Annotated in this window: 23 protein-coding genes and 3 pseudogenes; 4 read left to right on the top strand and 22 right to left on the bottom strand. The window is 41.8% G+C overall.

Translation table 11 applies throughout. The annotated features are described in order from the left end of the window. Positions 1 to 155: 155 nt before the first annotated feature. A complete protein-coding gene (locus WFH18_RS06140) occupies positions 156 to 374 on the bottom strand; it encodes a hypothetical protein (RefSeq protein WP_004645598.1) in 219 nt (72 codons plus the stop codon). A 994-nt stretch (positions 375 to 1,368) separates the two neighbouring features. Here WFH18_RS06140 and WFH18_RS06135 point away from each other — a divergent pair. From WFH18_RS06135 to WFH18_RS06120, 4 genes and pseudogenes are all read left to right on the top strand, one after another. Next, a pseudogene (locus WFH18_RS06135) lies at positions 1,369 to 2,229 on the top strand (cache domain-containing protein); the annotation flags it as partial. Between the two features lie 85 nt (positions 2,230 to 2,314). Next, the gene (locus WFH18_RS06130) at positions 2,315 to 3,196 is read left to right on the top strand and encodes an IS982-like element ISAba9 family transposase (RefSeq protein WP_004282326.1); all 882 of its coding nucleotides are present in this window, start codon (positions 2,315 to 2,317) and stop codon (positions 3,194 to 3,196) included. A gap of 9 nt (positions 3,197 to 3,205) precedes the next feature. Continuing rightward, positions 3,206 to 3,922 (top strand): annotated as a pseudogene (locus WFH18_RS06125) (GGDEF domain-containing protein); the annotation flags it as partial. Positions 3,923 to 4,146: 224 nt separating this feature from the next. Continuing rightward, positions 4,147 to 5,133 (top strand): site-specific integrase, encoded by a 987-nt coding sequence (locus WFH18_RS06120; protein ID WP_005103697.1) that lies wholly within the window; start codon positions 4,147 to 4,149, stop codon positions 5,131 to 5,133. 133 nt (positions 5,134 to 5,266) lie between these two features. On the opposite strand, the gene WFH18_RS06115 is transcribed toward WFH18_RS06120, so the two are convergent. From WFH18_RS06115 to WFH18_RS06015, 21 genes and pseudogenes are all read right to left on the bottom strand, one after another. Next, complete coding sequence (locus tag WFH18_RS06115; protein WP_336754709.1) at positions 5,267 to 5,842, bottom strand: lysozyme; 576 nt, start codon at positions 5,840 to 5,842, stop codon at positions 5,267 to 5,269. Beyond that, complete coding sequence (locus tag WFH18_RS06110) at positions 5,842 to 6,060, bottom strand: hypothetical protein (protein WP_336754708.1); 219 nt, start codon at positions 6,058 to 6,060, stop codon at positions 5,842 to 5,844. Before WFH18_RS06110 ends, WFH18_RS06115 begins: the two co-directional genes overlap by 1 nt. Beyond that, positions 6,057 to 6,614 (bottom strand): hypothetical protein, encoded by a 558-nt coding sequence (locus WFH18_RS06105; protein WP_336754707.1) that lies wholly within the window; start codon positions 6,612 to 6,614, stop codon positions 6,057 to 6,059. The genes WFH18_RS06110 and WFH18_RS06105 overlap by 4 nt, the downstream gene beginning before the upstream one ends. Before the next feature lie 43 nt (positions 6,615 to 6,657). Beyond that, positions 6,658 to 7,200, bottom strand: coding sequence for a DUF4376 domain-containing protein (locus tag WFH18_RS06100; protein WP_336754706.1), 543 nt, complete (start codon positions 7,198 to 7,200; stop codon positions 6,658 to 6,660). Beyond that, entirely contained in the window at positions 7,197 to 11,744 is a 4,548-nt protein-coding gene (gene gpJ, locus WFH18_RS06095; RefSeq protein WP_336754705.1) for a TipJ family phage tail tip protein, read from the bottom strand. The genes WFH18_RS06100 and gpJ overlap by 4 nt, the downstream gene beginning before the upstream one ends. A gap of 54 nt (positions 11,745 to 11,798) precedes the next feature. Then, the gene (locus WFH18_RS06090) at positions 11,799 to 12,386 is read right to left on the bottom strand and encodes a tail assembly protein (RefSeq protein WP_336754704.1); all 588 of its coding nucleotides are present in this window, start codon (positions 12,384 to 12,386) and stop codon (positions 11,799 to 11,801) included. Beyond that, positions 12,370 to 13,119, bottom strand: a complete 750-nt coding sequence (locus WFH18_RS06085; protein ID WP_336754703.1) for a C40 family peptidase — start codon at positions 13,117 to 13,119, stop codon at positions 12,370 to 12,372. Before WFH18_RS06085 ends, WFH18_RS06090 begins: the two co-directional genes overlap by 17 nt. A 7-nt stretch (positions 13,120 to 13,126) precedes the next feature. Continuing rightward, positions 13,127 to 13,921: a phage minor tail protein L gene (locus tag WFH18_RS06080; RefSeq protein WP_336754702.1), complete on the bottom strand. Its 795-nt coding sequence runs from the start codon at positions 13,919 to 13,921 to the stop codon at positions 13,127 to 13,129. Next, complete coding sequence (locus WFH18_RS06075; protein WP_336754701.1) at positions 13,905 to 14,831, bottom strand: phage tail fiber protein; 927 nt, start codon at positions 14,829 to 14,831, stop codon at positions 13,905 to 13,907. Before WFH18_RS06075 ends, WFH18_RS06080 begins: the two co-directional genes overlap by 17 nt. A 51-nt stretch (positions 14,832 to 14,882) precedes the next feature. Beyond that, positions 14,883 to 15,224, bottom strand: a complete 342-nt coding sequence (locus WFH18_RS06070) for a phage tail protein (protein WP_005103710.1) — start codon at positions 15,222 to 15,224, stop codon at positions 14,883 to 14,885. Further along, positions 15,221 to 18,928, bottom strand: coding sequence for a transglycosylase SLT domain-containing protein (locus WFH18_RS06065; protein ID WP_336754700.1), 3,708 nt, complete (start codon positions 18,926 to 18,928; stop codon positions 15,221 to 15,223). The genes WFH18_RS06070 and WFH18_RS06065 overlap by 4 nt, the downstream gene beginning before the upstream one ends. Before the next feature lie 52 nt (positions 18,929 to 18,980). Then, entirely contained in the window at positions 18,981 to 20,039 is a 1,059-nt protein-coding gene (locus WFH18_RS06060; RefSeq protein WP_336754699.1) for a GIY-YIG nuclease family protein, read from the bottom strand. Between the two features lie 146 nt (positions 20,040 to 20,185). Further along, positions 20,186 to 20,506 carry a hypothetical protein gene (locus WFH18_RS06055; RefSeq protein ID WP_336754698.1) on the bottom strand — a complete coding sequence of 107 codons (321 nt, stop codon included), beginning with the start codon at positions 20,504 to 20,506 and terminating at the stop codon, positions 20,186 to 20,188. A 71-nt stretch (positions 20,507 to 20,577) separates the two neighbouring features. Next, complete coding sequence (locus tag WFH18_RS06050) at positions 20,578 to 20,724, bottom strand: hypothetical protein (protein ID WP_336754697.1); 147 nt, start codon at positions 20,722 to 20,724, stop codon at positions 20,578 to 20,580. Further along, a complete protein-coding gene (locus tag WFH18_RS06045; protein WP_336754696.1) occupies positions 20,709 to 21,194 on the bottom strand; it encodes a phage tail assembly chaperone family protein, TAC in 486 nt (161 codons plus the stop codon). Before WFH18_RS06045 ends, WFH18_RS06050 begins: the two co-directional genes overlap by 16 nt. Before the next feature lie 42 nt (positions 21,195 to 21,236). Then, a complete protein-coding gene (locus WFH18_RS06040) occupies positions 21,237 to 21,701 on the bottom strand; it encodes a phage tail tube protein (RefSeq protein WP_005103722.1) in 465 nt (154 codons plus the stop codon). 166 nt (positions 21,702 to 21,867) lie between these two features. Beyond that, positions 21,868 to 22,236: pseudogene (gp17, locus tag WFH18_RS06035) on the bottom strand (tail completion protein gp17); the annotation flags it as partial. Then, positions 22,233 to 22,691 (bottom strand): HK97-gp10 family putative phage morphogenesis protein, encoded by a 459-nt coding sequence (locus tag WFH18_RS06030; protein WP_336754695.1) that lies wholly within the window; start codon positions 22,689 to 22,691, stop codon positions 22,233 to 22,235. The pseudogene gp17 and the gene WFH18_RS06030, both read right to left, overlap by 4 nt. A gap of 3 nt (positions 22,692 to 22,694) precedes the next feature. Beyond that, entirely contained in the window at positions 22,695 to 23,024 is a 330-nt protein-coding gene (locus WFH18_RS06025; RefSeq protein WP_336754694.1) for a phage head closure protein, read from the bottom strand. An 8-nt stretch (positions 23,025 to 23,032) separates the two neighbouring features. Further along, on the bottom strand, positions 23,033 to 23,323 hold the full coding sequence (locus tag WFH18_RS06020) for a head-tail connector protein (RefSeq protein WP_336754693.1): 291 nt from the start codon (positions 23,321 to 23,323) through the stop codon (positions 23,033 to 23,035). Beyond that, positions 23,320 to 24,762, bottom strand: coding sequence for a phage portal protein (locus WFH18_RS06015; protein ID WP_336754692.1), 1,443 nt, complete (start codon positions 24,760 to 24,762; stop codon positions 23,320 to 23,322). Before WFH18_RS06015 ends, WFH18_RS06020 begins: the two co-directional genes overlap by 4 nt. Positions 24,763 to 24,767: the final 5 nt, after the last annotated feature.

Here is a 24,767-nt window from a genome sequence, read left to right as displayed (position 1 = left end):
GGCAGAAGAAATTATTTAGACCAGTTATCAAAAACTTCATTGATGACTTTATTCTCGATAAAAATCATCTGCTACCACAGAGAATCTATAAATAATAGTGCGTAAGTCCTAATAAGTTCAATTTTTTTCTACCTATCTGAAGTTCACTGATTAAATTATTCGATAACGCGATAAATATTTGAAGATTGTTGGCTTTCAAACAACAACTCAATACTCGGCAGAATGGTTTCACCATCCACCACGATGTGTTCAATTTTTTTGACCAACTCAGCTGCATGATGAATGTTGTGCTCTGCAAAGGAACGCAGCATCGCTTTCGCTTCAGTCACTTGGCTAAATTGATCTTTCACCTTGATATCAATCATCTTTGACATTTTTCCTTCCTCTCTCATTATCCAATTTTCAGTTTTTTATACCATAATTAGCCAAGCGATTAATCTTCAAGATGTTAGCGAATTTGGCAATGTAAACTTTTTTATCTGAATGGATTATAAGAAAAAGAATATTAAACTTAATGAATTGTGCAGACATTAAAAAAGCTCGCATTTCTGCGAGCTCTGTGTTGGATGGCTAGTGCTAGATTTATTGTCTGGTGATAAACATCAAACTCAACTAACTGTCATTGATCCGTCCAACTTATCGGTAGCGTCTTATTGATTTTACGACCTACCATGAGTTGAATATAACAGTATTTTTTTAGCCGACAATACTCTTTTACACTTCTAAAAGAAGACTTATACAAGATTTCAATTGTCATTTTTTAAAGCAGATTAGAATATTTCTGGCTTGTTATCCGAAGACTTCTGCATTCATATCGTCTTTATCTAATTTATTGATTTCTAGAAAAATACCTTATTAAGCATACAACTTCCCGTTGCATAGACGGCTCAATACTCTCGTTCATAATCTCAATAAGCGCTTTAAAATTTAAGTTGGAATATGATTTTTTATAAATAAAAAATACTTCCGGAAAAGGACGCAATATTCAAAGAAACTGCTGTCATGAATCGATACGACTAATTTTAAAATGATTATTTTTCAAAAAATGGCGACAATTTAATCTCCCATCAATGTCAATTAACCATATTTTTGTCTGATTATTTAATAACTTACATGAGGAAATCAAAATTATTCAATTGATTTTCTGAACGTTAAATACCATATTTTTATTTGCAGCATAGTCAAATATTCAGAACCTTACTCAGCTTTTCAAATCCACCCTATTTACAGCCAAGCAATCTATAAATTCTAAATTTGATCGAAATAAAAACTCCCACTTAATGGAAATTTAATTTTATATCAACCTTAAACATTGAATATAAATGCAATACAATGCTCATAAATACATAGAGGTATATCTAATTTTTTATGTCAGCTAATAATTTTAGGAAACACCTTGATCTCAATTTAAGGCAGTTAATACTTTTATTGGCTATTTTTAGTGTGTCTAGCCTTTTTATTATTTCTCTCATTATTAGCTATCAGATCGTAAAAAATCAGTTAATCGACAATTCTCTTGCCTTAAACTCTGATCATGCACATAAAATTGCATTAAGCACAGACAACCATTTTAGAAATATGCTTCTTGAGCTGGACTATAGTGCCAAGATATTAGGTCAAGACTTTAATAACAATGAGCTAAGAGAAGCCGAGGTCAATAAATTAAAATATCAGTCTGAACACTATAACAGTGTTGTGATCAGTGACACCCAAGGCAGACTGATAAACTTTTCCCCTAATATTCTGCATATTGATAAAAGCAAAATACAACATACTCAAGGGATTATTGACTCTCTTCATAAAAAATCGACTTATATATCTTCGCCCTATTTTTCTGTGCAAAAAAATATGATTGTGTTTATTTCTCAACCTATTTTTGACAAGTCAAATCACTATCAGGGCTTCATCGGTTCAGCGATTTATTTAAAAGAAAAAAATGTAATTAATCAGCTTCTAACCACTTATAAAAATTATAAGAATAGTTATATGTATGTGATTAACAATGAAAATAAAATTATTTTCCATCCCGATCGTGAAAGAATCGGTCAATTGGCCAGCAATAATACTGGTCTGGAATATATGCATGCGCATAAAAATGGTCAAATTCGTTTAATCAATAGCCAGGGCACTGATAATCTGGCGGGTTTTTCTCATATTCCGACTTCAAACTGGATCGTGGTTTCCCAACAACCCACCCATGATTTACTTAAACAGGCAAATTCTATCCTTTAACCCCAATCTCAACTTTTTAAGTGATTGAAATAAAAAGGACATAACCCTATTTTAGTTTCCACCAAGAAATTAAAGCAAAGTTATGTCCATTGAAGAATTTATCATTTTTGTCTATGTAATCATAGAAGAACTTTATCCCATTGTTGTTACTCAGCCCCTGAGAACTCGTGGTTTTCCGCCTGCTGTTACTGATGCAGAAATCATCACTATGCAAATAGTAGGTGAATTTCTTGGTTTAGATACAGACAAAAATATTTGGATGTATTTCAAAAACAATTGGTTAGAATGGTTTCCAAAATTAGGATCTTATCCCAATTTCTGTAAACATTGTGCAAACCTGTGGCATGTCAGTCAATCCATTATGGCACAGCTCATTCAGCGTTATGGTTCAGATAACATTCACTTTATTGATGGCTTCCCACTCCCTGTCTGTAGTTATACCAGAGCTAGAAAGCATAAAAACTTTAAAGAATACGCAGGTTTTAGTTATTGTGCTGCAAAACAAGAAAAATATTATGGTTTCAAAGCTCATATCGTCATTAATCTTTCAGGCATGATTTCGGGTTATACCTTTGCACCTGCTCATTGTGATGAGCGAGATGTTGCACCTGAAATTACGAATGATATTTACGGTTTACTGGGAGCAGATAAGGGCTATTTAAGACCAGAATTGAAACGATATTATGAATATCAGGGTATTGATTTACAAACACCCTTTAGAAAAAACATGATAGATTTCAGACCTAAAGAGACACTGCAAATACTGATGAAAGCCAGAAGAAAGATTGAAACAGTGATTGGTCAATTAACAGATCGCTTTCACATTCAGAAAGTGAGGGCAAAAGATCTATGGCATTTAACCCACCGCATAACTCGTAAAATTCTGTCGCATACAATTTGTGTGGTGCTAAATAAAAAGCTTGGTCATTCACCAATTCAATTCGAAAATCTTATTTTAAGTTGAGATTGGCGTATCCTTTATAAATTAGCCGCAGGATTCTTTTTATTTTATCTGCTTGTTTTTTATATTGTATGGCGACTGTCTGACTCTATCTCGGCCCCGTTGAATCAACTGGCAGATATGGCGAGTCTGCTAAATCAGGCAGAAATCGGTTCAAAAATTAAGAATATCCAGCCTTGGTACTATGAGGTCACAAAATTCAAGTTAGCCCTACTGCTCAGTGTTCGCAAATTTTCACAACAAATGAGCAAGATGGATCATCATATTAATACGGATCCTTTAACCGGCTTGATGAATCGTCGTGGTTTAAATTACGTCATGACTCAAAACATGAAAATGAACATCCCGTTTTCAGTACTTCTGATGGATGTGGATCACTTTAAAAACGTGAATGACAATTATGGTCATGATCAAGGTGATGTTGTCTTAAAGCATATTGCCAAGACGATGCAGCAAAAATTTCGTAAAGATGATCTTTGCTGCCGTTATGGCGGTGAAGAATTTATCATTATTATACCGAACAGCAATCTTACTGAAGTTTATGAAAGTGCAGAAAGGTTCAGAAAAGAGATTGCATGTAAAGAAATTCACAACATAGGTTTCATCAGCATTTCGATTGGTATTGCTTCTTGGCCAGACAGTTCTAAAAATATTCTAGACGTTTTGAAAACTGCCGATAACAATCTTTATCGGGCGAAAGACGATGGACGCAACTGTGTGCGTTACTAATTTGATTTTTCAGATTTATAGTTAAATAAATGGTGCGCTCAGCGGGCACTTTCCGAAATTTGCGGTTTCCTTATTATTCCCTAGTTTTCCTTATTTTTTCTTTAATTTTATAGGTTTAAGTGTGGCTCATTAATTCAATAGTTTAATGTTTCCTTATTATTCCCTATTATTCATTCTATATTGATTACGCCAAATTTACGCCACGACATTTTGAGAGAGAATTTATGGCCACCTTTAGACAAAGGGGTGATGCTTGGCGAGTTGAGATTAGTGTGAATGGTACTCGGGAAAGTGCGACATTCGATACTAAGACTCAGGCTCGCGCATGGGCATCAAAACGTGAAACTGAATTAAGAGAGTTATCACGCGGAAAGCTTCCTGATTATACATTAAATTGTGCAATTGATAGATACATAGAGGAAGTGTGTCCAAAGCACAAAGGTTGTGATGCTGAGATTAAAAGATTTCGGGCATTCCAAAGAAACTTTCCAAAGATTGCAAAAAAGCATATTGCCAAAATTACCACCGATGATTTTGTGGTGTGGCGAGATACCAGACTAAAAACAGTCAAGCCGGCTTCGGTACGACGTGAGGGAAATATCCTGTCTGCCCTATTCACTGTTGCACGCACTGAATGGAAGTGGGTCTATGATTCACCCATGAGTGATTTAAAGATGCCACCACCACCAGCACATCGCGACAGACGTATATCAGAAGATGAGATTTACAGGCTTTGTCTGGCTGCTGAATTCGATGATCAGGCACCTGAGAATTTCACACAGCAAATTATGATTGCTTTCCTGTTGGCGATTGAAACTGCAATGCGTGCTGGTGAGATCCGCGGCCTGACTTGGGACCGGGTTTATTTAAAGAATAGATATGTGACTTTGAATGAAACCAAGAATGGAACAAAACGACATGTACCCCTGTCCAAGCGTGCTGTTGAATTGCTTGAGCTTATGAAAGGTGTTGGCAGTCATCAGGTTTTTACGGTGAAAGATTCTAGCTTTGATACACTTTGGAGAAAGCTGCGAGATAAGTGTGAAATTGAAGATCTACATTTTCATGATTCAAGACATGAAGCATGCACAAGGCTTGCTCAGAAATTGGAAGTATTGGATTTGGCGCGGATGATCGGTCATAAGGATTTAAGAAGCCTGATGATTTATTACAATGCAACTGCATCAGAGATTGCAAATAGGTTGGATTAAAATGAAAACATGGACCTACTTTTATATAGAACACACGATAAGGAATGGAGAGATTTTTAGGAAGGAATCTGGGTGGGGATTGAGGAATTATTTATTAAAGTAAAAAACAAAGCCCTCATTAGAGGGCATTTATCTATTTTAAGAATAAAGTACTTTCTGCAGCTCGGCGATTTACTAGACCTTGCATACGCTTTCCACCAGCATTGACCCAAACATTAAATTGATTGGCAGCAGCCTTATAATTACCTTCATTCAATCGTTTGACTAAGGTGGAATTTTTGAATGCAGTTGATCCAATGTTGTAGGCTAGTGAAACTAGGGCATCAAACTGATTCTGATTGAGTGGAACTTTGACCGTATTATTTACAGTCTGCTCAAATGATTTCAGATCGTTCTGCATATAAGCTTTGGCTTGATCCAGTGTGCAGGTATCCCCTTTTTTGACACGAATACCATTTGGGTATTTTGTGGTGCCATAACCAATGGTCCATACACCCACGCCATCATCATAGGCTTTCAGTCGCAGACCTTCAAAATTGCAGATCAAATCGACTCCACTTGGACTCACATGCATTTCATCTATGGCGATACCCAGCACGTCGTTCAAGTCATCATAGGCAGTTGCAATTAACTTATCTGCAGCATCAACCTGCTTTTGGGTGAGTTTGCCACCACTGATCTTTCGTAAGAAATCAAAAATGTGTTTCATTATGGACCACCCTTAACTTTAGGCTGTGCAATCTTACGGCCAATGTACGCCAATGCAGGCAATACAACTGAAAGCAAAATAGCATGGTATTCAGTCGGAATGAGTTGTGTGTTGATGCCCTCTTGAATTAAAACAGGAAGAACACCCAATAAAAAAGCTCCGATAATTGGGAGCTTTACAGATAAATATTTCCAGACGTTTTCGGGGATGAATTTCATTTTTCCTCTCTCATATTTCGCTCATATAGTTTGTTGCGGATTTCTTCAACCGTTCTTAAGAGTTGGTCTGATTGTTTTTCAAGAACTTGGATGGATTGGGTGTTGGTCATGGTTTGAGTGTTTACCGTGTCTGTCTTGGATGTTTGAGTATTCCATGCGACTACAAATAGACCAGCCAAGAAAATACCACCAAAGCGCACAAGACTTGTGGTGTTATCAATCTTGGTTTTGCTTTCATGTAGCACCCTGATCTGCATATCCATTTCTTTAAACTTCGGATCAATCTCATTTCGGACTTGCTTGATCTCGCTTTTGAAGTTCGACTTGGCTCGATCTAAGTCATCTTGCAGATTGTCCCGAGTCTGAGTTAAGTCATTCCGGGTCTGCTGATGCTCTTTATTGAGCTGCTCTAATTGCATGTTCATACGGTCAAGTTTTTGGGGCATTTCAGCTAACTTATCCATGCTTTTAGATATGTCATTGATCTTGTCTGAGATGGCAAGAAGCTGCCCTGCTGTTGCTACTGGTGGATCAGATGAATAGTCATTTGACATTGCGCCCCCCTAAATTTTGGTAATAAAAAAGCACCCGAAGGTGCTATAGCTGGACTGCTTCAACCTGCTCTTTTGTTTCAGCTTCAAAGATTAGTTGTCTTGCAATGCGCCCTCTTTCGTGAACGTTTGCAATGTGGGCTTGCAATGCTGCATAGAGTTGCTGTAACTGTGATGCGCTTAACTCAACCGTTGTATTGTCTGCCAGTGTCCACACTTGATCTACACCTGCAACCGCTGCGCCCATGATACGGCCTTGAGAAACCTGATCTGAATCATAAATACCGCCCTCAAACTCAAAACCACCAAACTCAAGTCGATCGCGCTCAGATTTAATCTCAGTCCATCTCTGGGCTTTGATTTCATCTAGGGTGCGCGGATCAATCCAATCCTTTAGATCGTAATTAAATATGTGGTATGGGGATGGCTGAGTGGGCATTGCTACCCAGCCATCCTGATAATACATATTTGGCTCAGGAGGGTCTTTAACCGCAAGACACCCTTCAGGAGTATTCATCTCTACAACATCGTCAGGGGCGCTTATTGACTTAATAAATCGCCCCGTAGCTTTTTCCACTATCGCTGTCACTTCTTAATCTCCATTACTGCTAATGATGCTGAAACTACAGAAGGCCAATACTCAGCAGGTGTAGCCGGCCTACTCATATATACTCCGGCTGGACTGTTCCTTGTTGTTCCTATGCCGATGCGCAAGGTATATGTTGTATTCCCTGTGCCTGCATCATCCAAGTGGATAGGCATATTCACAAATCCATTAAACTGAGCAATTGTATCCCCAAGCAAGACTGTGTTGGCGGGTACGCGCATTCTCCGGATAATGCTTCCGTTTTTCAGCAAAATAAGCCCTACATATAGCGTTTGGTTTGAATTTGCCAAGGCGGTTTGATTGCTTGACCATACCGCTGCCTGTAGATTCTTAAACTCTACGTTACCTTCGATGCGGCACTTACCTCCAGACCTGTTCAGTGTGATGCTTATAAGATCGCCAAAGGCATTCGAGGTATCATCCAGAGTTGCAGTGCCTCCTGCGTAGGTGCCGGGATATCGCATGGTCATACTTGAAGGCCATGTATTTGGTGTATCGTTGTACGAAGCAATTGGCACCGTAACAGCATTATCCTTAATCTTTAGTGTATCGACCTGAAGATCGCCAATCTTCGCAGTAGTCACCGCCAAATCATCAATCTTTGCAGTCTTAACCGCCAAATCTTCAATATGCGAAGTTTTGACAGACTGATAATCCATCATTGCTGATTTCAAGTAAGCGGACACCGGAAACACTGTACCTGTCACCGGATCAGTGAATGGCGTATTGCGGAAAATGAATGGGTAATAACCTGTGCTACCCCCTGAACCAATCGCAAATGAATCAAAGTTCAGAATGAAATTAGATTCTTTACCATCGTTAGCCCCGCCCCAACCTGCGACCTTTCCATTTACGTCGAGTTTGATGTACTTCTGGGCATACAATCCATTGACTGATTGGCTGACCTCCTGAATAGACGCTGTATTTTGACCTACGGTTGTTTGAATGGTGCCAACTTGTGTTGCTGTGGCCCCCTGCTGTGTAGTCAAAGTATTGACTTGGTTTTGCACTGTCGCGATGTTTTGCGTCGCAGTATTAACCTTGCCAAGTGCGTCATTGGCTGTAGTTTGAGCTGTAGCGGTGGCTGATTGAACTGTGTCAATTCTCTGCCCTAATGCTGAATTAGCATCAGCACGGGCAATCACTTCAGCCTGAATGAGCGCTGTGTTATCTCCAATCTGAGCAACTGTAGTGTCAATACGCTGACTCAAAGCCATGTCATTTTCAATCATTGCTGATTGCAAAGTCCATGTGCCTGCAAAGCCTTCAGTTGAGCCAATCAGGTCTTCAGTTGAGCCAATTAACTTTGGATTGACCTGTGCGTATACACCATCAATTTTGGTTGTATTGGCACTGATTTTTCCCTCATGCTCAGCCACTTTTGCATCGGTTTGAGACAATGCGCCAGTACTGGCCTTATTTCCCAGCTCCAGAGTAATCGCATCAAGTCGTGTTGCGTTGGCACCTGATTGAGTTGCAGCAACATTCGCAGTAGATAAAGCAGTTGCAGCGGTTTGATTTGCTGTGTCTGCTGTATCGGCTGCCTGATTTGCAATTGCACTGGCCTGACTGGCTAGACTTGCTGCTGATCCAGCCTGAGTCGTTGCGGTTTCAGCCTTGGTTAATGCGGTAGCTGCATTGGTTTTTGCAGTATTTGCATTTCCTTCTGCTGTAGTTACACGGCTATCCAGCGCCTGAACCGCTTGTGTATTTGCAGATGTCGCGGTTACCGCTGTGTTTACCTGTTGCTGAACATTTGCAAGTGCTTGATCATTGCTGCTCTTGTAGTTATTCAAAGCGTTCAGGTTAGCAGTATCACCAGTCTGACGATCTTCAATCTCCTGAGTTAGACCATCATTCAAGTCCTGTACTGCTGAAATCCGTTGCTGGGTCTCCTGATTTAAGGCTGTATTCAGCTGGTCTGCCTGAGTCTGTACTGCTGTGATATTGTCAATCAAATTACCGATATCACCATCTAGCCCTGCAATCGTATCAATCTTATCAATCTTGGTTTGCAGATCTTGATGTAGTTGACTTTCGGTGATCTTATTGGAAAGCAAATCCAGAACAGCAGAAGCATCCGCAGACGTTGTAGCACTAACACGTGCAGACCATGGCCCAATATTCCCGATCCGGTCAATCAGGCGACCACGAAACCAACGGGTCAGATTTGGCTGCATGCCTTGAAGTTCATGTGTGTCTGTCGGGTAGGCAAATAAACCAAGCTGTGCAGCATTAGCGCCATTTGCTGTGCTTGAGATTTCAATTTCTGTGTAAGCAGTATCAAGTGCGCCAACCGCAGGAAAATTCCAGTTTAGGCGATACCCAAATAGAATTCCTGTTGCGGATATATTTGCTAAAGCTGGCGGTAAGCCCTGCTTGCCTGATAATGCTGTCAACATGGAATAAGTTGGCAATGATGCAACATCAAAGGCTGAAATTGCAGTCACACGCGCTTCATAATTGCCCGCATAAATGCCCTGAACCTCAATTGAATTGCTACCCGTGATTGGTAATTTAATCCACGAACCATCATCTTTACGCCATTCCACCTGGTACTTGGTTGCACCTTGCGCTTGATCCCAAGTAATCACCATGGTTTCAACAGACAAGCCTTGCTGAACCATGGTTTCAGATGAAATCAAAACATTGGTTACTGGCGCTTGAACAGTCGGATTGATGATAGAAATTGGACGCTCATCAATGAAAGCACCAAAGTCAATCGCATCATATTTTGCTGATTCATATTGTAAGCCAGTGATTGAAAACTGATGTTTGTCATCCTGAGTGATACTCATGACACGGAACTTCATAGTCTTTAAATCTTGCGCGTCAACGACCCACACATTTTCAGCAGCAACAGAGTCAAACGCCACTGTGACTGTGACATTGCGCCCAATTTTTGATGACACAATACGCGCTTGCGCCTTACCGTTTTCACCATTTACAACAAGTCGATCACCCGCACGACACACAACATCATCACGATCCAGGGTAATGACTTTGCGATCAGTGCTGACAGCAGAAATACGACCGCCATTGGCGCGGCCAGCAAAAAGCTCGTCTGCGATTTCAATCACACGGCCCGGCTGTGGAATATAACCATCCAAACCAACTTTAAAAGAAACAGTGCGAGTCTCAAGCTGTTCAGATTTTAAAGCCCACAATCCAGCACGCTGTGCCTGCCCTTCTGATGTGCAGCCCCAAGCATCAATTTCAGCAATACGTACACCGAGCTTTGCAATAGCTGCTTCATCACGCACATAGACATACTCTGTCTTATAGTGATTTGCAGGGTTATCCCAAGCCACTTTTGCAACAGTGTGTCGATCGCGCGCACGAGTGCCTGAATATTCAAACAGACCATCAATCACATTGGCGCGTGTGTAAGTAAAGTAAGTGTCTTGCGGAATATCAGCATCACACACAATGGAATTGCCATCCCAGTATGAAATCGCACGGAATACACCTGCCAGTTTGCTGAGAATTACATAAGCATCTTCGGTGGATTGCAGATAAACGTTGCAGGTAAAACGTGGCTCTTTTCCGCCTTTGCCATCATCAACCATCTGGTCGCAATACTGTGCAAGGCGATATAAAGACCATTTATCCAACATTGCGGAAGTTAATCGGTCGCCCAGTGCATAGCGTTTAGCGGTGCAGATATCGTAATAGATCCACGCAGGGTTATTGGTATAAGCGCGTTTAAATGTACCATCCCACATGCCTGTATAGGTACGTGCCACTGGATCGTAGTTTGATGGAACCTGAAGCTTAATGCCTTTTAAGTCGACTGCGACTTTTGCCACATTGGAAAAGGTTTCCGCGTCATATTGCAGGCCAAGTAAAGCCGTATTTGGATAACTCAGCTTTAGATCGATGACTTCAGTCAGCGCATCTACATACATCTTGTCGCTGATATATTCTGATGTTGAGTTTGGTGTTAATCGACGTACACGGACAGTCCAACCTGTATCTGCCTTTGGTAAATCAATGCGATGTGAGCGCTCATAGTTTGCCGAGGTTTTATCAGCGATTTGAGTGTTTAGGACTTCAGTCCATGTGCCACCATCAGTTTGTAAATCGATCGCATACTGAATGACGATGCCTTTTACATCCCCATTTTCAGCATTCTGCTCGCGTAGCGGTCCCCATTTAAAACGTAAACGGATTGCATCAAGATCAGTATTGGTCAGTGAGCGAACCCACGGCATTTCCGATTTAAGCTCGACATTGATTGCAGTTTCAGAGGAGATATCTGGAAAGCCTTCGATGTGAGTCTGGTCGTTCGTACCATGACGAAAATCAGCCTGAACATCTTCAAAGTTCCAGCCACCAGTCGGATTCTGTAGTGGCGTTTCCTCAAGAAATACCGATTGCAGGCCATTTGCTAGACCCTCAACTTCACCTTCAGATAAGCCATATAGAATTTTAATATAGGTCTTGGATTGGGCTGAATCTGGCGCAATCACTGCTTTTCTTGCTTTGCCTTGCCCTGCTTTTGCGCCTTTAATTACTGCATTCATACTTATCCTCAGACAATAAAAAAGGCGCTCTATGCGCCTGTATATTCCTATTATTTACATTAAATCTTCTGGATATTGTCCAGCACTTGCGATGAAGCCACCGACTTCACGCTGACCGTATAGCACTGGTACTGGATTGCCTTGCGCTACCGTGGTGACTGCACCACCAAAGCCTTTATTGGCCTTGTTGCCGTCCTGATTCTGATCTTGATTATCAATCTTAGGCATGAGCATCATGGCAATACCGCCAACCATCATGCCAACACCAGCACCAATTAATGCTGCACCCGCCGCTCCACCAACACCGGTCCAGCCCGTTGTGACCCCAACAACAATACCAACCACTACTAGCACAGCACCGAGAATTGTCTGAACTGCGCCACCTGCACCTTTCACTTTAGGTACAACCTTGATGACTTTTGCACTGGTGCTCATATCGAGTTCGGTTTCAGAAATGTTCTGCTTATCCTGAAAAACAGCAAACTCTAAGCCTTGCTCATGCGCATGCAGCATGAAATGCTCAAAGCCCGGCACCTGCACGCATAAAGCACGCATGGCCTCGCGAGTATTCTCTACATCAAGACGAAATTCTTTGCCGAATTTTTTTGCTAGAACTCCATAAAGTCTAATTTTTTTTAGCATATCGAACCACCTTCACGACTCGTTCCTGCCATTGTGGACCAAAGATTTCACGAATTGATTTTGCGTCATACATATGGTGGAGAATCAATGTTGACCCAATGCAAGGGTCTGTCTTTTCGGACTTCAGCATGCCGTTATCGCCCAACCAGATCAAAGCATGATTCACATGTTCGGTGCGCCCCATTCGGCACAACATAACGTCACCGTACTGCGGTTTATCGACTTCAATAAAGCCGGCTTTTCCAAAATTATCCAAATACAACGCAGGATGCTTTTTATCCAACCACCACTTGTCGTGACGCTCAAAATCAATCAGCTTGATACCAAGTTCACGCTCATAAAAATCACGGACGAGCGAATAACAATCCTGCCACCCATGATGAAAATTTCGGCCGACAAGTGGAGCTCGATAACCACATGGCTCATACACTTGAAATTCAATGTCGGGATAAGCGCAAATCACCCATGGCTTTTCATGCAATTCGATCTGAATTAAATCAATCTCAGATGCACGTGCTGATGCGTTTGGGTGTGAATGCACATAGGCTTGAATTTCGCCCATATCTTCAGCTTTGGCTAAATCCTCGTGATGAATTTCAAACTGATTTTTATTGTCTGAAATATTGCGACACGGAGTGTATTCTTTATTAACAATCACACCACATGCTTCAAGAGGGAATGCTTCCGAAGCATGGGCCTGTATAGCTTTTTTAAGTTTTGCGGTTAGTTTCATACATCACCTAAAATAATGAACTAGCAGGGAAAGCACCAATGCGTAGGACGTTACCCTTGCCAAATCGACACTCACAACCGTTCGTTCTTTTTGAGCATTTGTCGAGCGCAGGATTGTCAGTAGGTTCATCTCTGTCCGTAAACATTGCTGCGCCTGTATAGCCACATTGTTCGCTACGATATTCCCATGCGCAATAACTAGAAATCTGCCGAACTGGTATTTTCAGACCTTCAAAATCAATTGGGTTTGAGAGTTCAAAAGTAACAGCTTGAGCATTTTCAGACGTCTTTTGCTCGATATACCAAAGTTGCTCTTTTGCTTCGTTTGATGCTGTCGGATTACCAGTGCTAAAGTTTTCAGCATCAAGGTACTTGGCAAGCGTGGTAATAACTTTGAGTTTTGCGCCTGCTAAGTCACCAAACTGCAAGCAGTAAGCCGATACAGCGCCTTGAATGCCGCCGATATTGTTCGCCATGCTTAAAGTGGGCGCTGAAGCTTTGCCATCGGATCGCATTTCTAAGCCCGATACTTCTAAAGCCATTGGCTCGAAAGTCTGACCCTGCCAGATGATATTTCGATGCCATGTCTTTTCATCGCTCAAATCATAGACTTTACCAATGAAGCCTATATCCGAACCGATTAATTCACTTGAGCCGATGGACGTATAAATACGCTCCCAATCTTCATAAGAAATATGCCCATGAAAGCGCAGAATACCCGCGCCCAAAGCGCGAGCATCCAATTCAAATAGCGTGATCAGTCCATCAACGTAGAGTTTTTGAAAGTCACTGTTCAGGGTCATGATAAGACTCCATCACCGTAGCAACCGCTTCAGCTAAACCTGTAGGTTGAAATTCTGGTGGTGCCATTGATTCTGGCTCTTCAATTTCAGGCTGCGGAAGCTCTTGTAGACGCAAGTCAATCCAGCGGTTTTCAGGAATATCTAAAGGCGTTTCGATGTCAGCCACAATACGCCCTTTTTTATTGAGCATATAGTCATACGTCTTAACACTAATGTCGCCATTTTCAAGTTGCTCATATACAACAGCGACAAGCAGGTTGCCGTTTGCGTCCTTAGGTGTTTCAACATACCAACCTTCTTGCGCAAAACCTGTTGATCCTTTAATTAAATAATCACCCACACCAAGTTTTTCAAAAATAATTTCTTGCTGTTGAGCTTCATCGTTAAGTTCGACTTTATCTGCAAAAAGCTTAACGATAGGTGATGCGGCTTTGATAAAGCCGTTACTATCAGTTGTTGTGTTACGGTTTGTTAAGGTGCTGCATACTGGGTTCCAAGTCCCATTTTGTTTTGTCCTGAATCTCAGAGCTTTGTCGTCACCAACTACTGATGTGCCGATTTGCACTGCAACTGTATGATCAAGTTGCATATGTAAATATGCACCGTAAAACAACCATGAATTTTCTGCTGAGTTGTAAATGCCGTTTTTAGTTACATTGTTTGCATCGCTACCCCTGCCATCAGGTGATGCGCTACCGCCTAACCCAAAAGCACCAACCTCCATCACATTGCCCGCTTGAGTGCCTGTATTTTTAAAAGCAGCTGTACCCAATTTATTTAAATTTACACCATCGCCAAGATAGTTATAAATTTCATCATCATTCGCCTGTAGTTTTGCTGAACCTGAACGGAACGTGTCACCACCGGCACCGGTAGGTGCTGTGCCCTGATTAATTGTTTGTTTAGCCATAATTTACGCCCACAAAAAAGCCCTCGATTGAGGGCATAAAGTTGATTGAATTTAAGGTTTGAAATCTTGGGTAAATGTGGTGGAGATTGACCACATACCACCGCCCAAACTGATCGGCATATAATCCCCTGCTACGACACGAACCTCGCCATCCAAAGGTGAATCCCAAAGGAAGGAATCAGCACCCTTATGTGCATCAAAAAAGGCCTTGATCTCTTGTATCAAAGCCTTCTTGCCTGTTCTCTTGTACGCCCATGTGCCTGACCGATTGTTAATTCCAACACTCGTTCGCTGTGTATATCCATCCCCAAAACTGGACTGAAGAACTTTAAAGCTCGATGTTTGAGAGTTTCCATCCAGGTCATTGCACCAAGTAAATTTTTGATTGCTCATCGTGCTAATAAGCCTCCTTGTCGTTGCTCTTGACGAATCACTGTACGAACCGCATTACCAATCATTTGGCCGAGTTGCTTCTGATCCGACTGGTTAGATTGTGTTGTTACGCCTGAGTCAGTAACATGCACATTAATTTCTACGTTGCCACCACCATTCTTCTGATTAGCAATCATGCCTTTCAAATCAGCATTCGTCCGACTATCAACAACACGTTCACCCTTATCCAAAAGCCATGTACCTTCTTTTGGAATATTGTCAATACCGTCGTGGGCCATGCCTGCGATGGTTTGACCGGCGATTAGACCGACATTGGCGTAACCCATTGCTAGCATTGCTTTTGATGCCGCAATTTTGGCACCAAAGAAAGGAATTGTTGCATCAGCGGCTACTTGTGTGGCGGCTAAATGTGTGCTTACTAGAGCGGAGCCAATGGCAAACATTTGCTGCATTAAGAACATGGCCTTATAAGCACCTGATTGCTCTCCCGCACTGTCCTTAACCGCCTGAGTCATCTGCGACCAAGTATTTTGCGCTTGGCCTAAAAGATTACCCCATAAACTCAACTGACTTTCGTACTGAGTTTTTGCTAGATCTTGCTCCTGTTTGCTGTACGCCTCAGATAGTGCAGCCTTATTTTGCAGATAAACTTCATAAGCCTGTTCGAGCTGTTGATACTTTTCAGTATCGGTAGTGTATTCATCATTCTGAATACCCTCCCGTGCAGAATAAAGGTTGTCTGCAAGTTGAGAATAACCATCTTGCTGCTCATTACCCAGCTGCCATCTTTGATACTCCTCTGGTTTCATGGATGCTCGGGCGCTGGCTTCCACCCCCATCTGAACCATGGCACCCAAAGGCCCATTCATCATGGCAAAGGCATTTTGACGCGCTAAAATAATCTGCTGATTAGCTTCATTCTCAGCTTTTACACGATCGTCCTGAGCCTTAATCCAATTAGCCACATCCTCCTCATAAGCCTTCTGTTGAAGTCCTAAAAGACGGTCACGCTCTGTTGGATCAGTAGCAAAAGCTTTTTCGATCTCCTTGATTCTTTCCTGATTCTCAAATTCAAGAGCCTGCCATTCATTGTGATAGCTGATTTGAATAGCTTTCTTGGTTTCAGCCAGCTCCTTTTCACGTTTTTCGCGCTCAATAGCAAATTGCTCTTGCTCCTTCAACCAGTCATCAAAAGAATAATCCTCTGTGAATGAAACACCACTGGAGCCACCCATATAACCCATTACTTTGCCAGAGTATTCGCGCGTTTCTTTAGGTAGCGGTCTGTCAGCAAAGTACCCTTTCTGACCATTCTTCATGCCTGAGCCATATTTTAAATAGTTCTGCATGTTGCCTTCACCCCAGTTGTAGGCGCGTAAAGCATTCTCAAGGTTGCCTTCAAACATTTTGAGTAATTTATCAAGGTACTCGGCTGCACCTTTTGCACTAGAATTAACGCTATTAACATCAACATTAAATCGCTCAGCAGTTTTTGGCATGAACTGAAATGCACCTCTTGCACCAGCACTACTTCTAGCAGTATTGCTATTTGGTGATTCAGTCATATTTACAGCAGACAATAAGCCTTTTGGTAGTCCTTTGGCGGATTCTAGTGCAGCATAATTCGCTTTAGCTGCGTTAGATGCAACCAAAGCATTCACCTTCATAGCATTGCCCTGAGCCTCGACAAGCTTCTTGTTTCTCTCCTCGATTTTTGCGCGCTCTTCGAGGGTTTTATTCAAGCCTTGATCTGCCTTCCAGCGATCAAGCACAGAATTCAGCACCTTCGCATTTAGTCTTTCACTCGTACCAGCTATATTTGAAGCCTTTCGCGCCTCATACATCATTTCAGCAAGTTTTGGATCAATATTTCTCTTTACGAGTTCGTTTAAGTAGTTGCTCTTCGATGCCCCCTCGGTATTAAGGTTGAGAAGTTTTTGAATTTCTGCGCTTAGACCAGCAACCTCGCCAGCAGTCTGTTTGGCCTGATCACCAACCCCCTTAACTGCTGGAGCCATCTGATCCACAAAAGACTTTTGGTTTTTAAATTCATTACCAGCATCTTTTACAGACCCACCCAAAGTATTGAATCGATCCTTAGAAGTCTGGCTAATAAAGTTCAAGGCATTAATTTTTCCTGAGAATCGATCAATATCACCGGTTTTTTTGTATTCAGCAATTAAAGCATTAACCTGCTTTGATTGCTCAGATGTCATATCATTGTGACGACTGAATGAATAAGTAGCAGTGATTAATTTAGAATTAATTTCATCGTATTCCTTTGCTAGATCCTGAAGAGTATTCTTTTCAGAGACAAGCTGCGCACGACGTTTAACCCCATCAAGCTCTTTGTATTTCTTGATTGCATCATCAACCGACTCATTATTTTCTCTTAATGATTTAGTGGACTCATCAGCGCCATCTCTCATCATCAAATAGCCTGCCGCCACAGAAGCTACAGTAAGGCCAAGCCCCACCCAACCACCTGTTAGTCCCAGTAAAAGCGCCTTAGCTGATGCAAGTCGACTTGTGGCTACGGTTGCCGCACTGGTTGCAACTGTGTATGCAGCTGTAGATGCTGTGGCCTGCCTTTCTGCAACTGCAAGTTGAATAGCAACCTGAGTAGCTCTTGCCTCCAAAACAATCCTTTCTTGTAGATTTGTGTTTTGACGAATTCTGGCAATAAGTAGGTTCTGCTCAGCAGTAAGTGCACCGACCTTACTTCTCGCAGCCTGCATCTGAGTGCTCAGCAGCTGAACATTTGCTGCTTTCTCTGCCACTAAGGCCTGTTTTTGCTCTACACTTGCAGCGATCGTCTTTTGGATACTTCCAAGCATGTTGGCAGAGTAACGGCCCGCAAATATAGCACCAACCACCAAAGCTATATCACCAACCGTATCTAGGTTATCCCCTAGAGTTTCCAGTGACTCACTAGCCCCATCCACACCGGCTTTAATCGCATCACCAATTCCTGATTGCGATACTTTTAGGAATAATCCATCAATCGTATCCTCAAGGTTTGCAATAGACCCATCTAGGGTTTTCATGCGGTTTTCCATTGCGCCAGAAAAATCTACATTACCCAGATTAAGAAGATATTTTTCAATCTCTTTGGCATTATTTCTAATGGTGGTGGTTTGGCCTTTAAATGTCAGCGACACTTTGCCATTTTCTTGACTAGCCTTGATTCCAAATTCTTTTAATCGCTCAAACTCACCAGTGGTAGCATCAGCAACAGCCTCAATCATTTGATCGAGATCTTTACCCATTGCAGCGGCAGTATTACCATAAGATGTTAGTGCGGCTTCAGATGGCTTTAACCCCAAGTTTGTAAGCTTAATAAAGGCACCTACAGACTGCTCCAAGCCATAAGGAGTTTCTTTTGCAAACTTCTGCAAAGAATCAAATGCTGCTGCCGCGCCTTCTGCTGACCCGGTTGCTGTTATTAACCCTGCATTCAGCTTATCAAAAGTGCGTTGAGTATTGATCAGTCGATCAAGAGAGACATAGGATGCAGCAACCCCAGCCAATGAAAGCCCAATATTTTTTGCAGACATTGAGATGCCTTTATCAGCCTCCTCGAAATCGCGCGCCATATTGCTTGCTGAAGTCTTGGTCTGTCTTTCGGCATTCTTCATTGGCTCAACAAATTGACCGATACGGGCCACAAGGTTTAATGTCAAAACACCCAGGTTATTAGCCATAAGGCACCTCAATAAAAAAAGGCGCCTTAAGCGCCTTATGATTTAAAAAAATTCATGCCAATAATTGCATCTGATTGTTAGAGCTTATTTTGGATATTAATTTGGAAACACCTACTGGAATTGATGAAAAACACTCAGTCTTAGAGCCGCCAAAATCAACCTTTGGTGAATATCTGTAATTTTTCAATAGTCTATGTATTTGTGTTTCTAAATCCCATACAAGCCCAGCAGTACCCTCAATCAGGTATAAAATTTTATATTTATAGGGCATGCTCCCCCTGTTAAACCTTTCAGATATGGGTTTTCGAGTTATTCCAACCTTGTAAAATTCCTCCCCACCACCATTGCACTCGATCACATACAGCTTTGACATACCACCCTTCAGTGCACAGATATCAATGTAATCCTGCCGCTTGTATGTGTTATACGAAACCTTGCAGACTGGACACCCATGCCCAACTTGATGATCTACTGGTGTCTGCCAAAAATCACCATGATCAGGGCATTCAATGCAAACCTTTTTCATAGCACCAAGGTATTTTACTTTGTGGTACCCATATTTATGCCCATGAGCTTTAATAAAACTGGAAATAACATCATTTATAGGCTTCCTCCTTTTACCTACCCTAGATACCACTCCACAGTCAGGGCACCCACATCCATTTTTATGGCTTTTTGCGGTCTGATAAAAAGACCCGTGCTCTTTGCAAACAATCTCAACCTTCTCTCGATTGTTGATATAAAAAACTTTTGAATAGTCGTATTTCTCACCATGTACCAACTGAAATTCACTTACTATTTCATGCGTGGTTTTTCGCTTAGTTGTTGGTTTTTCTTTTTTGCTGGCTACGGTTTTGGATGTAATTTCATTGCTGCATTTTCTGCATATTCCGCCATTTAGGTGGGTATGAACAAACACATAAAAATCACCGTGCTCTTTGCAGGTAACTAAGACTTTGGTTTTTGCATTTATATAAACGGTTTTAGAGTAATCATATCTATCACCGTGGGTTGTAATAGCCTCAAGGATAAATTGCTCAGTTGTTCTTCGTTGGCTTGTTTTTTTAGATTGCATAGCAGGCGCTATGACTCTAGAATTGGATTCAGTCATCTTGTTACTCATATTAACAGGTTGATTAGACCCCGATATGTGCTTCCAACACTGTCGGGGTTGTTTGATTATTATACCAAAAAAAACTAGTTACCGTAAATTAAGTAATAAAAAACCGCCTAGTGGCGGTCATTAAGTTTGATTATTTACGAGCAATTTGCCTGCCCCAAATCTATCCACTTATTTGTAGATACAAGGGCTTGTATATCTATAACCTTGACTGTAACTTTGTGAACATTCAGCGCATTTAACTCTTGGCAAACATATTGCGCCAGCCCGTCCCTGCTTGAGCCGTCATCCAAAACCCCCACCCTAAATGTTGATGCTGAGGCCCATACAGAATCCTTTATTGTTTTGTCACCCTTAAAGTGATTTACAACTTGTTGCTTTTTATCTTCCGACAACTTTGGCTCTTGAGCACACCCAAACAGCCCAGCAACCAAAGCCAATAAAATGATTTTCTTCATATCTAATCCCTCTTTATTTAGGACAAGATACTAATTATCAGATGAAAAAGAAACCAATCCGTATTGATTTCTTATTTCCCAAAATTCTCTACCAGATAATCTTCCAGATTCTTTTCCTGTGGCTTTTCTTCATGGGTCATCAAGTCATGCAGCTTCACATTCTTAACGCCTTTCAGCATTAAAATAGACTGGTGAATCCTTGCTAACTCTTGCTCCAATCTTCTTCCAAGGTTGAGGCTTCCGTATTTTCGGATGTAGGCGGTGTACTTTTTAATTTCCCTGTATGGGAGGTCTGCGATTTCGCTGTACGTTTTGCCGAGCGCGATGCTGATCTCGATGAGGATTTCGTCGTCTTGGTTGAGTTCAGTTGCTTTCCCAATACATTAATATCCACAATTTTTGACCACAGTGCATCCACCAAAGCCTGATTAAAGTGAGTTCGGATCTCATCTTCAGTGAATGCAAGCTGGCCTTTTTCATCACAGATAACACTTGCCAAAACACCAGCTAATGCCTCTTTGTTTTCACCATAGGCCTTCATTTGGGCTACTGCTGTGCTGTAGCTAAATGGCAGAATATGCGTATCAAACTCCGCGTCTTCACCATTTACTTTAATTTGAACGGTTACATGCTCCGGCTTACCCATTAGAGCGCCAGATTTAATGTCTTTTAAAGTTAATTTTTTCATGATTCACCAGAAAGAATAAAGCCCCAACAAAGGGGCTTTGGATTAAACGGTTGCTGGAGTCAGAGTTACACCAGTTGAACGCTGTAAAGTGAACTGATAGCCCACAATAGAATCAGCTTCAAAAGTTGGTACTGCTGGAGTTAGTGCGCCTTTAAATGACCAGAATGAGCGGCCAGTAGGTAGAGTCACCTTCTTTGTAGCTACTGTTGGCGGAGCCACTGAATCACTTGCACCAATATAAAATTCAAGTTCAGTGCGATTTTCTGCCCATTGAATAAGTTTTAGGTGTGAGCTGTTTTTAGGGTCGAGTCGAATTGAAAGTGAACCATCCCCCGGATCAGATAGCCCGGGCACATAGGATTTGGATTTCTTTTCTTCAAGACAGGTTGTTTCAATTTTTGAAGTACTATCACTTCCCAGATCAATACCGGTTACACAGACAAGTTGCGTAATGTCGGTACCATCAAAAGCAAAGACGTTTGTCCCTTGCGTGCGTAATTCTGCCATTTGCGAGTGCTCCTCAATTTTAGGCATAAAAAAAGCACCCGGTTGGGTGCTATGTGGAAATTTCCGTTTAAACTAAATCAAAATCTTTACCAATCATCACTTCTTGCGAGCCAATAAAGAGCCTTGATTTTTCAATGTAACTATAAATTTTCGCAGATCTGTCTATTCGATCTAAAAACCAATTCGCATCAAAGCCGCGACCGAAAATATTAGTATCAGCAATGCGTTCAAAATGGTTTGGGTGAAAGTTGGTGATATAACAGTGCGGCTCTAAAGCCATTCTGATTGCTGCCCGAATATCCGATGCTCTTTTCTGCTCGGTGTCGTAAACCACGATTTGGAATGACACATGATCAGTATTAGCCGGACAATCCAAGTGGTTTTCAGGATTTGCTGTGACCACTGACCAAACAGCATAGGGATATCGTGTTTTGTGTGGTGCAATGTCTTCAAATACTCTTAAAGGATTGGTGCCGAGCAATTCTTTCACATCAATACTGGCATTGAGCACCGGAACTACAGGTAAAATGTTCATAATTTAGCGAGTTCCTTGTCAATTTCCTTATTGAAGTTTTCAGCAAAGCTATTGGTCACGGCTTGGATGTTGTTTTGTAAGGCTGGGCGCATGAATGGAGTTGGTGGATTATGCACACTGCCTAGCTCTACCCAACGCCAATGTCTGGTGTCACCACCACTTGTTTTAGGTGGATTAGGATTGGAGAATGACGCACCGCCACGCACACCGACACGCATGATTACCTCGTTAGGATTTCGAGTTTTACCCGCTGCAATCGCAATATTTTTCCAGATCTTTTCGCTTGTTTGCGGATCATCTAGACCTTTGGCATTAGCGCGAGCGCTATCACGTACAATCGACATGGCTTTACGCATAGAGCGCCTTGCAGCATTCTTCATCAAGCGAGGATTGCCAAGTCTTTTAAGTTTTTCCTGAACTTCATCCAAGCCTTCAATATTGAATTCTACTGACATGACCTACTCCACTAATGACAACTCCAACGTCATATAAATGCGACCGTTTTCATTGTCTGGTTTAGGTGGCGAAACGATCTGAAAGGTCTGACCATCAAATAAAACACGCATACCTGAGTCAATATCATTACGCTTGCGCAGCTTTAGCCGGGCTGTGGTTTCTGATCCGGCAGCCTTGGCATTTAAGCTGTCTTTCACAGAAAGGAAACTGATTTTACCCCAAAGCCTCTTAAATTCAGTCCAGGCTTCGGTTTCATAATTGTATTCATCATAGACCGTGGTTTTATGCTGAATCGTTACACGGTGGCATAGTTCGCCGGCACGTTGGGCCATAGATCACCTCAAATCGCTGTAGGCTTACGATATGGATAAAGCAGGCTTTGTACCGGCATCGGTAGAAAGTTGCCATTTACCGGCATTTCCTGCTCAGCATTGCGGTACTGATCCCAATATCCACACAACAATAAAATTGCCTGATGAATTGCTTTAGGGTAATCAGGCTCAAGCTCATCAGTGATGTAACTCAACACCACTGAATCCGCTGCATCTAAATAACCCTGAAGCATCATGTCATTTGAATCGTCGTCATAGCGCAAATGCTCTTTTAGGGTCTCAAGACTTACAATACTCATTCTTCACCCCATTTTTTCTGCGCTAATTTGAAGTTTTCATGGCTAAAATCACCCGAATGATCCTTTTCACAGTGCCATAATGAGCCTTTGTGCGTTACAAACTGGCCTGATTTATACTGATTTTCAGCCTTAAAAACGCCTTGATACTGGCCTTTTTGGTCTGAATTTTCGGTATTTTGTGGTGTATTTGGTGTGGATTTTCCAAAAGGATCTTCTTTTTGATCACGCTTAGACAGTGCCTCAAGAGAATAGTTCTGCTGTTGCATATAAACCGTGTCACCGCCCTCCAATGGGCCTAGGCCAAGCTTTTGGCGCGCTTCATTCGGCGTCATGATTGCCGCACCAACACCTTCTTTGAGTCGCTGCATCTGGGATACTGAATCCATGCGGATCAATGTATCTAGATCAAGAAAGGCTTCTAAGTTGGCATCTTTAAGACCAAGGCTTTCATCGAGCAAGTTTTCACGCGCTTCTATCAGACTTTGCAAGCAATCCGAATAATAGATTTCATTTAGATCTGAAACTTTTTGCCCTGCTGGAATGGTGCCAATACCTAACTTAAATTGCGGTACATGGAAAACAGCACAAATGACTTCATTCGTCATTCGCATCTGCTCAATCAACTGAGAATCTGCAGCCGAAACGGTAATGGCTTCAAACTTCATGTTGTCACCAACTACCGCTGTGCAACCAGCATTGGCGCCACTATAGTTCTCATTCCATTGCTTTTTGATCGCTGCTGCTTTTTCTGGATCAATAGGTCCGGGAGCAATCAAGATTCCACCCGGTCGACTGTTATTCTTGAAATGCTGACGCTGACTTTTTTGAATCTCCAGCCCATGCCCTGCTGCTACCGCACATGCTGTAATTGGCGATAAGCCTACAAGTGGATGATAGAAGCAGTTAATTCGGTCGTGAATAATTTCAGATGCAGGCACCACTTCATGCGAAGTCTGATTGAGTCGATCATCATTGAGTTGATAAAAAACATCACCAGCATCACTAATTAATGGCTTTGTTAAGTCAGGATTTAAAACTTTTAGCCCAACAACCTTGCCTGAAAAAATATCCCGAACCTTAAACACGTAGGTGTTTCCGCGAAGCAATAATGATGTGGTCCATTGTTCGCTGAATTGTTGCCATGTCTGGTAGTGGTTTGGCTTATTCAGGACGCTAAAACGCTCTGGAATATCTTGATCAATCCAGACGCCTTGCTGCTTCTTTTTTAGCAGAATCGGCATCTTGCCAATATCTTGCGAAATCAATGAAACGCAGCTAAAAACCGCATGATGTGCCGCCAAATCTTCCCGAGTCAGCTCATCATTCTTTTGCCAGGCACCAGAATAAGGCTCGTGCACAAATAAAGAAGTCCACCCTTGGTTTGAATGGACTCCTTGGAGGGATTTCTTTTTACCAAATAAATTTCCGAAAAAGCCCATTCTTT

Source organism: Acinetobacter sp. USHLN143 (genome assembly GCF_037145695.1).
Lineage (GTDB): Bacteria > Pseudomonadota > Gammaproteobacteria > Pseudomonadales > Moraxellaceae > Acinetobacter > Acinetobacter fasciculus.
This window is presented reverse-complemented; position numbering and strand designations above follow the sequence as displayed.

What these genes read in the sequence shown, in the direction of transcription:
- WFH18_RS06140 (WP_004645598.1), bottom strand. Translation starts at nt 374, where the DNA reads ATGTCAAAGATGATTGATATCAAGGTGAAAGATCAATTTAGCCAAGTG.
- WFH18_RS06130 (WP_004282326.1), top strand. Translation starts at nt 2,315, where the DNA reads ATGTCCATTGAAGAATTTATCATTTTTGTCTATGTAATCATAGAAGAA.
- WFH18_RS06120 (WP_005103697.1), top strand. Translation starts at nt 4,147, where the DNA reads ATGGCCACCTTTAGACAAAGGGGTGATGCTTGGCGAGTTGAGATTAGT.
- WFH18_RS06115 (WP_336754709.1), bottom strand. Translation starts at nt 5,842, where the DNA reads ATGAAACACATTTTTGATTTCTTACGAAAGATCAGTGGTGGCAAACTC.
- WFH18_RS06110 (WP_336754708.1), bottom strand. Translation starts at nt 6,060, where the DNA reads ATGAAATTCATCCCCGAAAACGTCTGGAAATATTTATCTGTAAAGCTC.
- WFH18_RS06105 (WP_336754707.1), bottom strand. Translation starts at nt 6,614, where the DNA reads ATGTCAAATGACTATTCATCTGATCCACCAGTAGCAACAGCAGGGCAG.
- gpJ (WP_336754705.1), bottom strand. Translation starts at nt 11,744, where the DNA reads ATGAATGCAGTAATTAAAGGCGCAAAAGCAGGGCAAGGCAAAGCAAGA.
- WFH18_RS06090 (WP_336754704.1), bottom strand. Translation starts at nt 12,386, where the DNA reads ATGCTAAAAAAAATTAGACTTTATGGAGTTCTAGCAAAAAAATTCGGC.
- WFH18_RS06085 (WP_336754703.1), bottom strand. Translation starts at nt 13,119, where the DNA reads ATGAAACTAACCGCAAAACTTAAAAAAGCTATACAGGCCCATGCTTCG.
- WFH18_RS06080 (WP_336754702.1), bottom strand. Translation starts at nt 13,921, where the DNA reads ATGACCCTGAACAGTGACTTTCAAAAACTCTACGTTGATGGACTGATC.
- WFH18_RS06075 (WP_336754701.1), bottom strand. Translation starts at nt 14,831, where the DNA reads ATGGCTAAACAAACAATTAATCAGGGCACAGCACCTACCGGTGCCGGT.
- WFH18_RS06070 (WP_005103710.1), bottom strand. Translation starts at nt 15,224, where the DNA reads ATGAGCAATCAAAAATTTACTTGGTGCAATGACCTGGATGGAAACTCT.
- WFH18_RS06065 (WP_336754700.1), bottom strand. Translation starts at nt 18,928, where the DNA reads ATGGCTAATAACCTGGGTGTTTTGACATTAAACCTTGTGGCCCGTATC.
- WFH18_RS06060 (WP_336754699.1), bottom strand. Translation starts at nt 20,039, where the DNA reads ATGACTGAATCCAATTCTAGAGTCATAGCGCCTGCTATGCAATCTAAA.
- WFH18_RS06055 (WP_336754698.1), bottom strand. Translation starts at nt 20,506, where the DNA reads ATGAAGAAAATCATTTTATTGGCTTTGGTTGCTGGGCTGTTTGGGTGT.
- WFH18_RS06045 (WP_336754696.1), bottom strand. Translation starts at nt 21,194, where the DNA reads ATGAAAAAATTAACTTTAAAAGACATTAAATCTGGCGCTCTAATGGGT.
- WFH18_RS06040 (WP_005103722.1), bottom strand. Translation starts at nt 21,701, where the DNA reads ATGGCAGAATTACGCACGCAAGGGACAAACGTCTTTGCTTTTGATGGT.
- WFH18_RS06030 (WP_336754695.1), bottom strand. Translation starts at nt 22,691, where the DNA reads ATGTCAGTAGAATTCAATATTGAAGGCTTGGATGAAGTTCAGGAAAAA.
- WFH18_RS06025 (WP_336754694.1), bottom strand. Translation starts at nt 23,024, where the DNA reads ATGGCCCAACGTGCCGGCGAACTATGCCACCGTGTAACGATTCAGCAT.
- WFH18_RS06020 (WP_336754693.1), bottom strand. Translation starts at nt 23,323, where the DNA reads ATGAGTATTGTAAGTCTTGAGACCCTAAAAGAGCATTTGCGCTATGAC.
- WFH18_RS06015 (WP_336754692.1), bottom strand. Translation starts at nt 24,762, where the DNA reads ATGGGCTTTTTCGGAAATTTATTTGGTAAAAAGAAATCCCTCCAAGGA.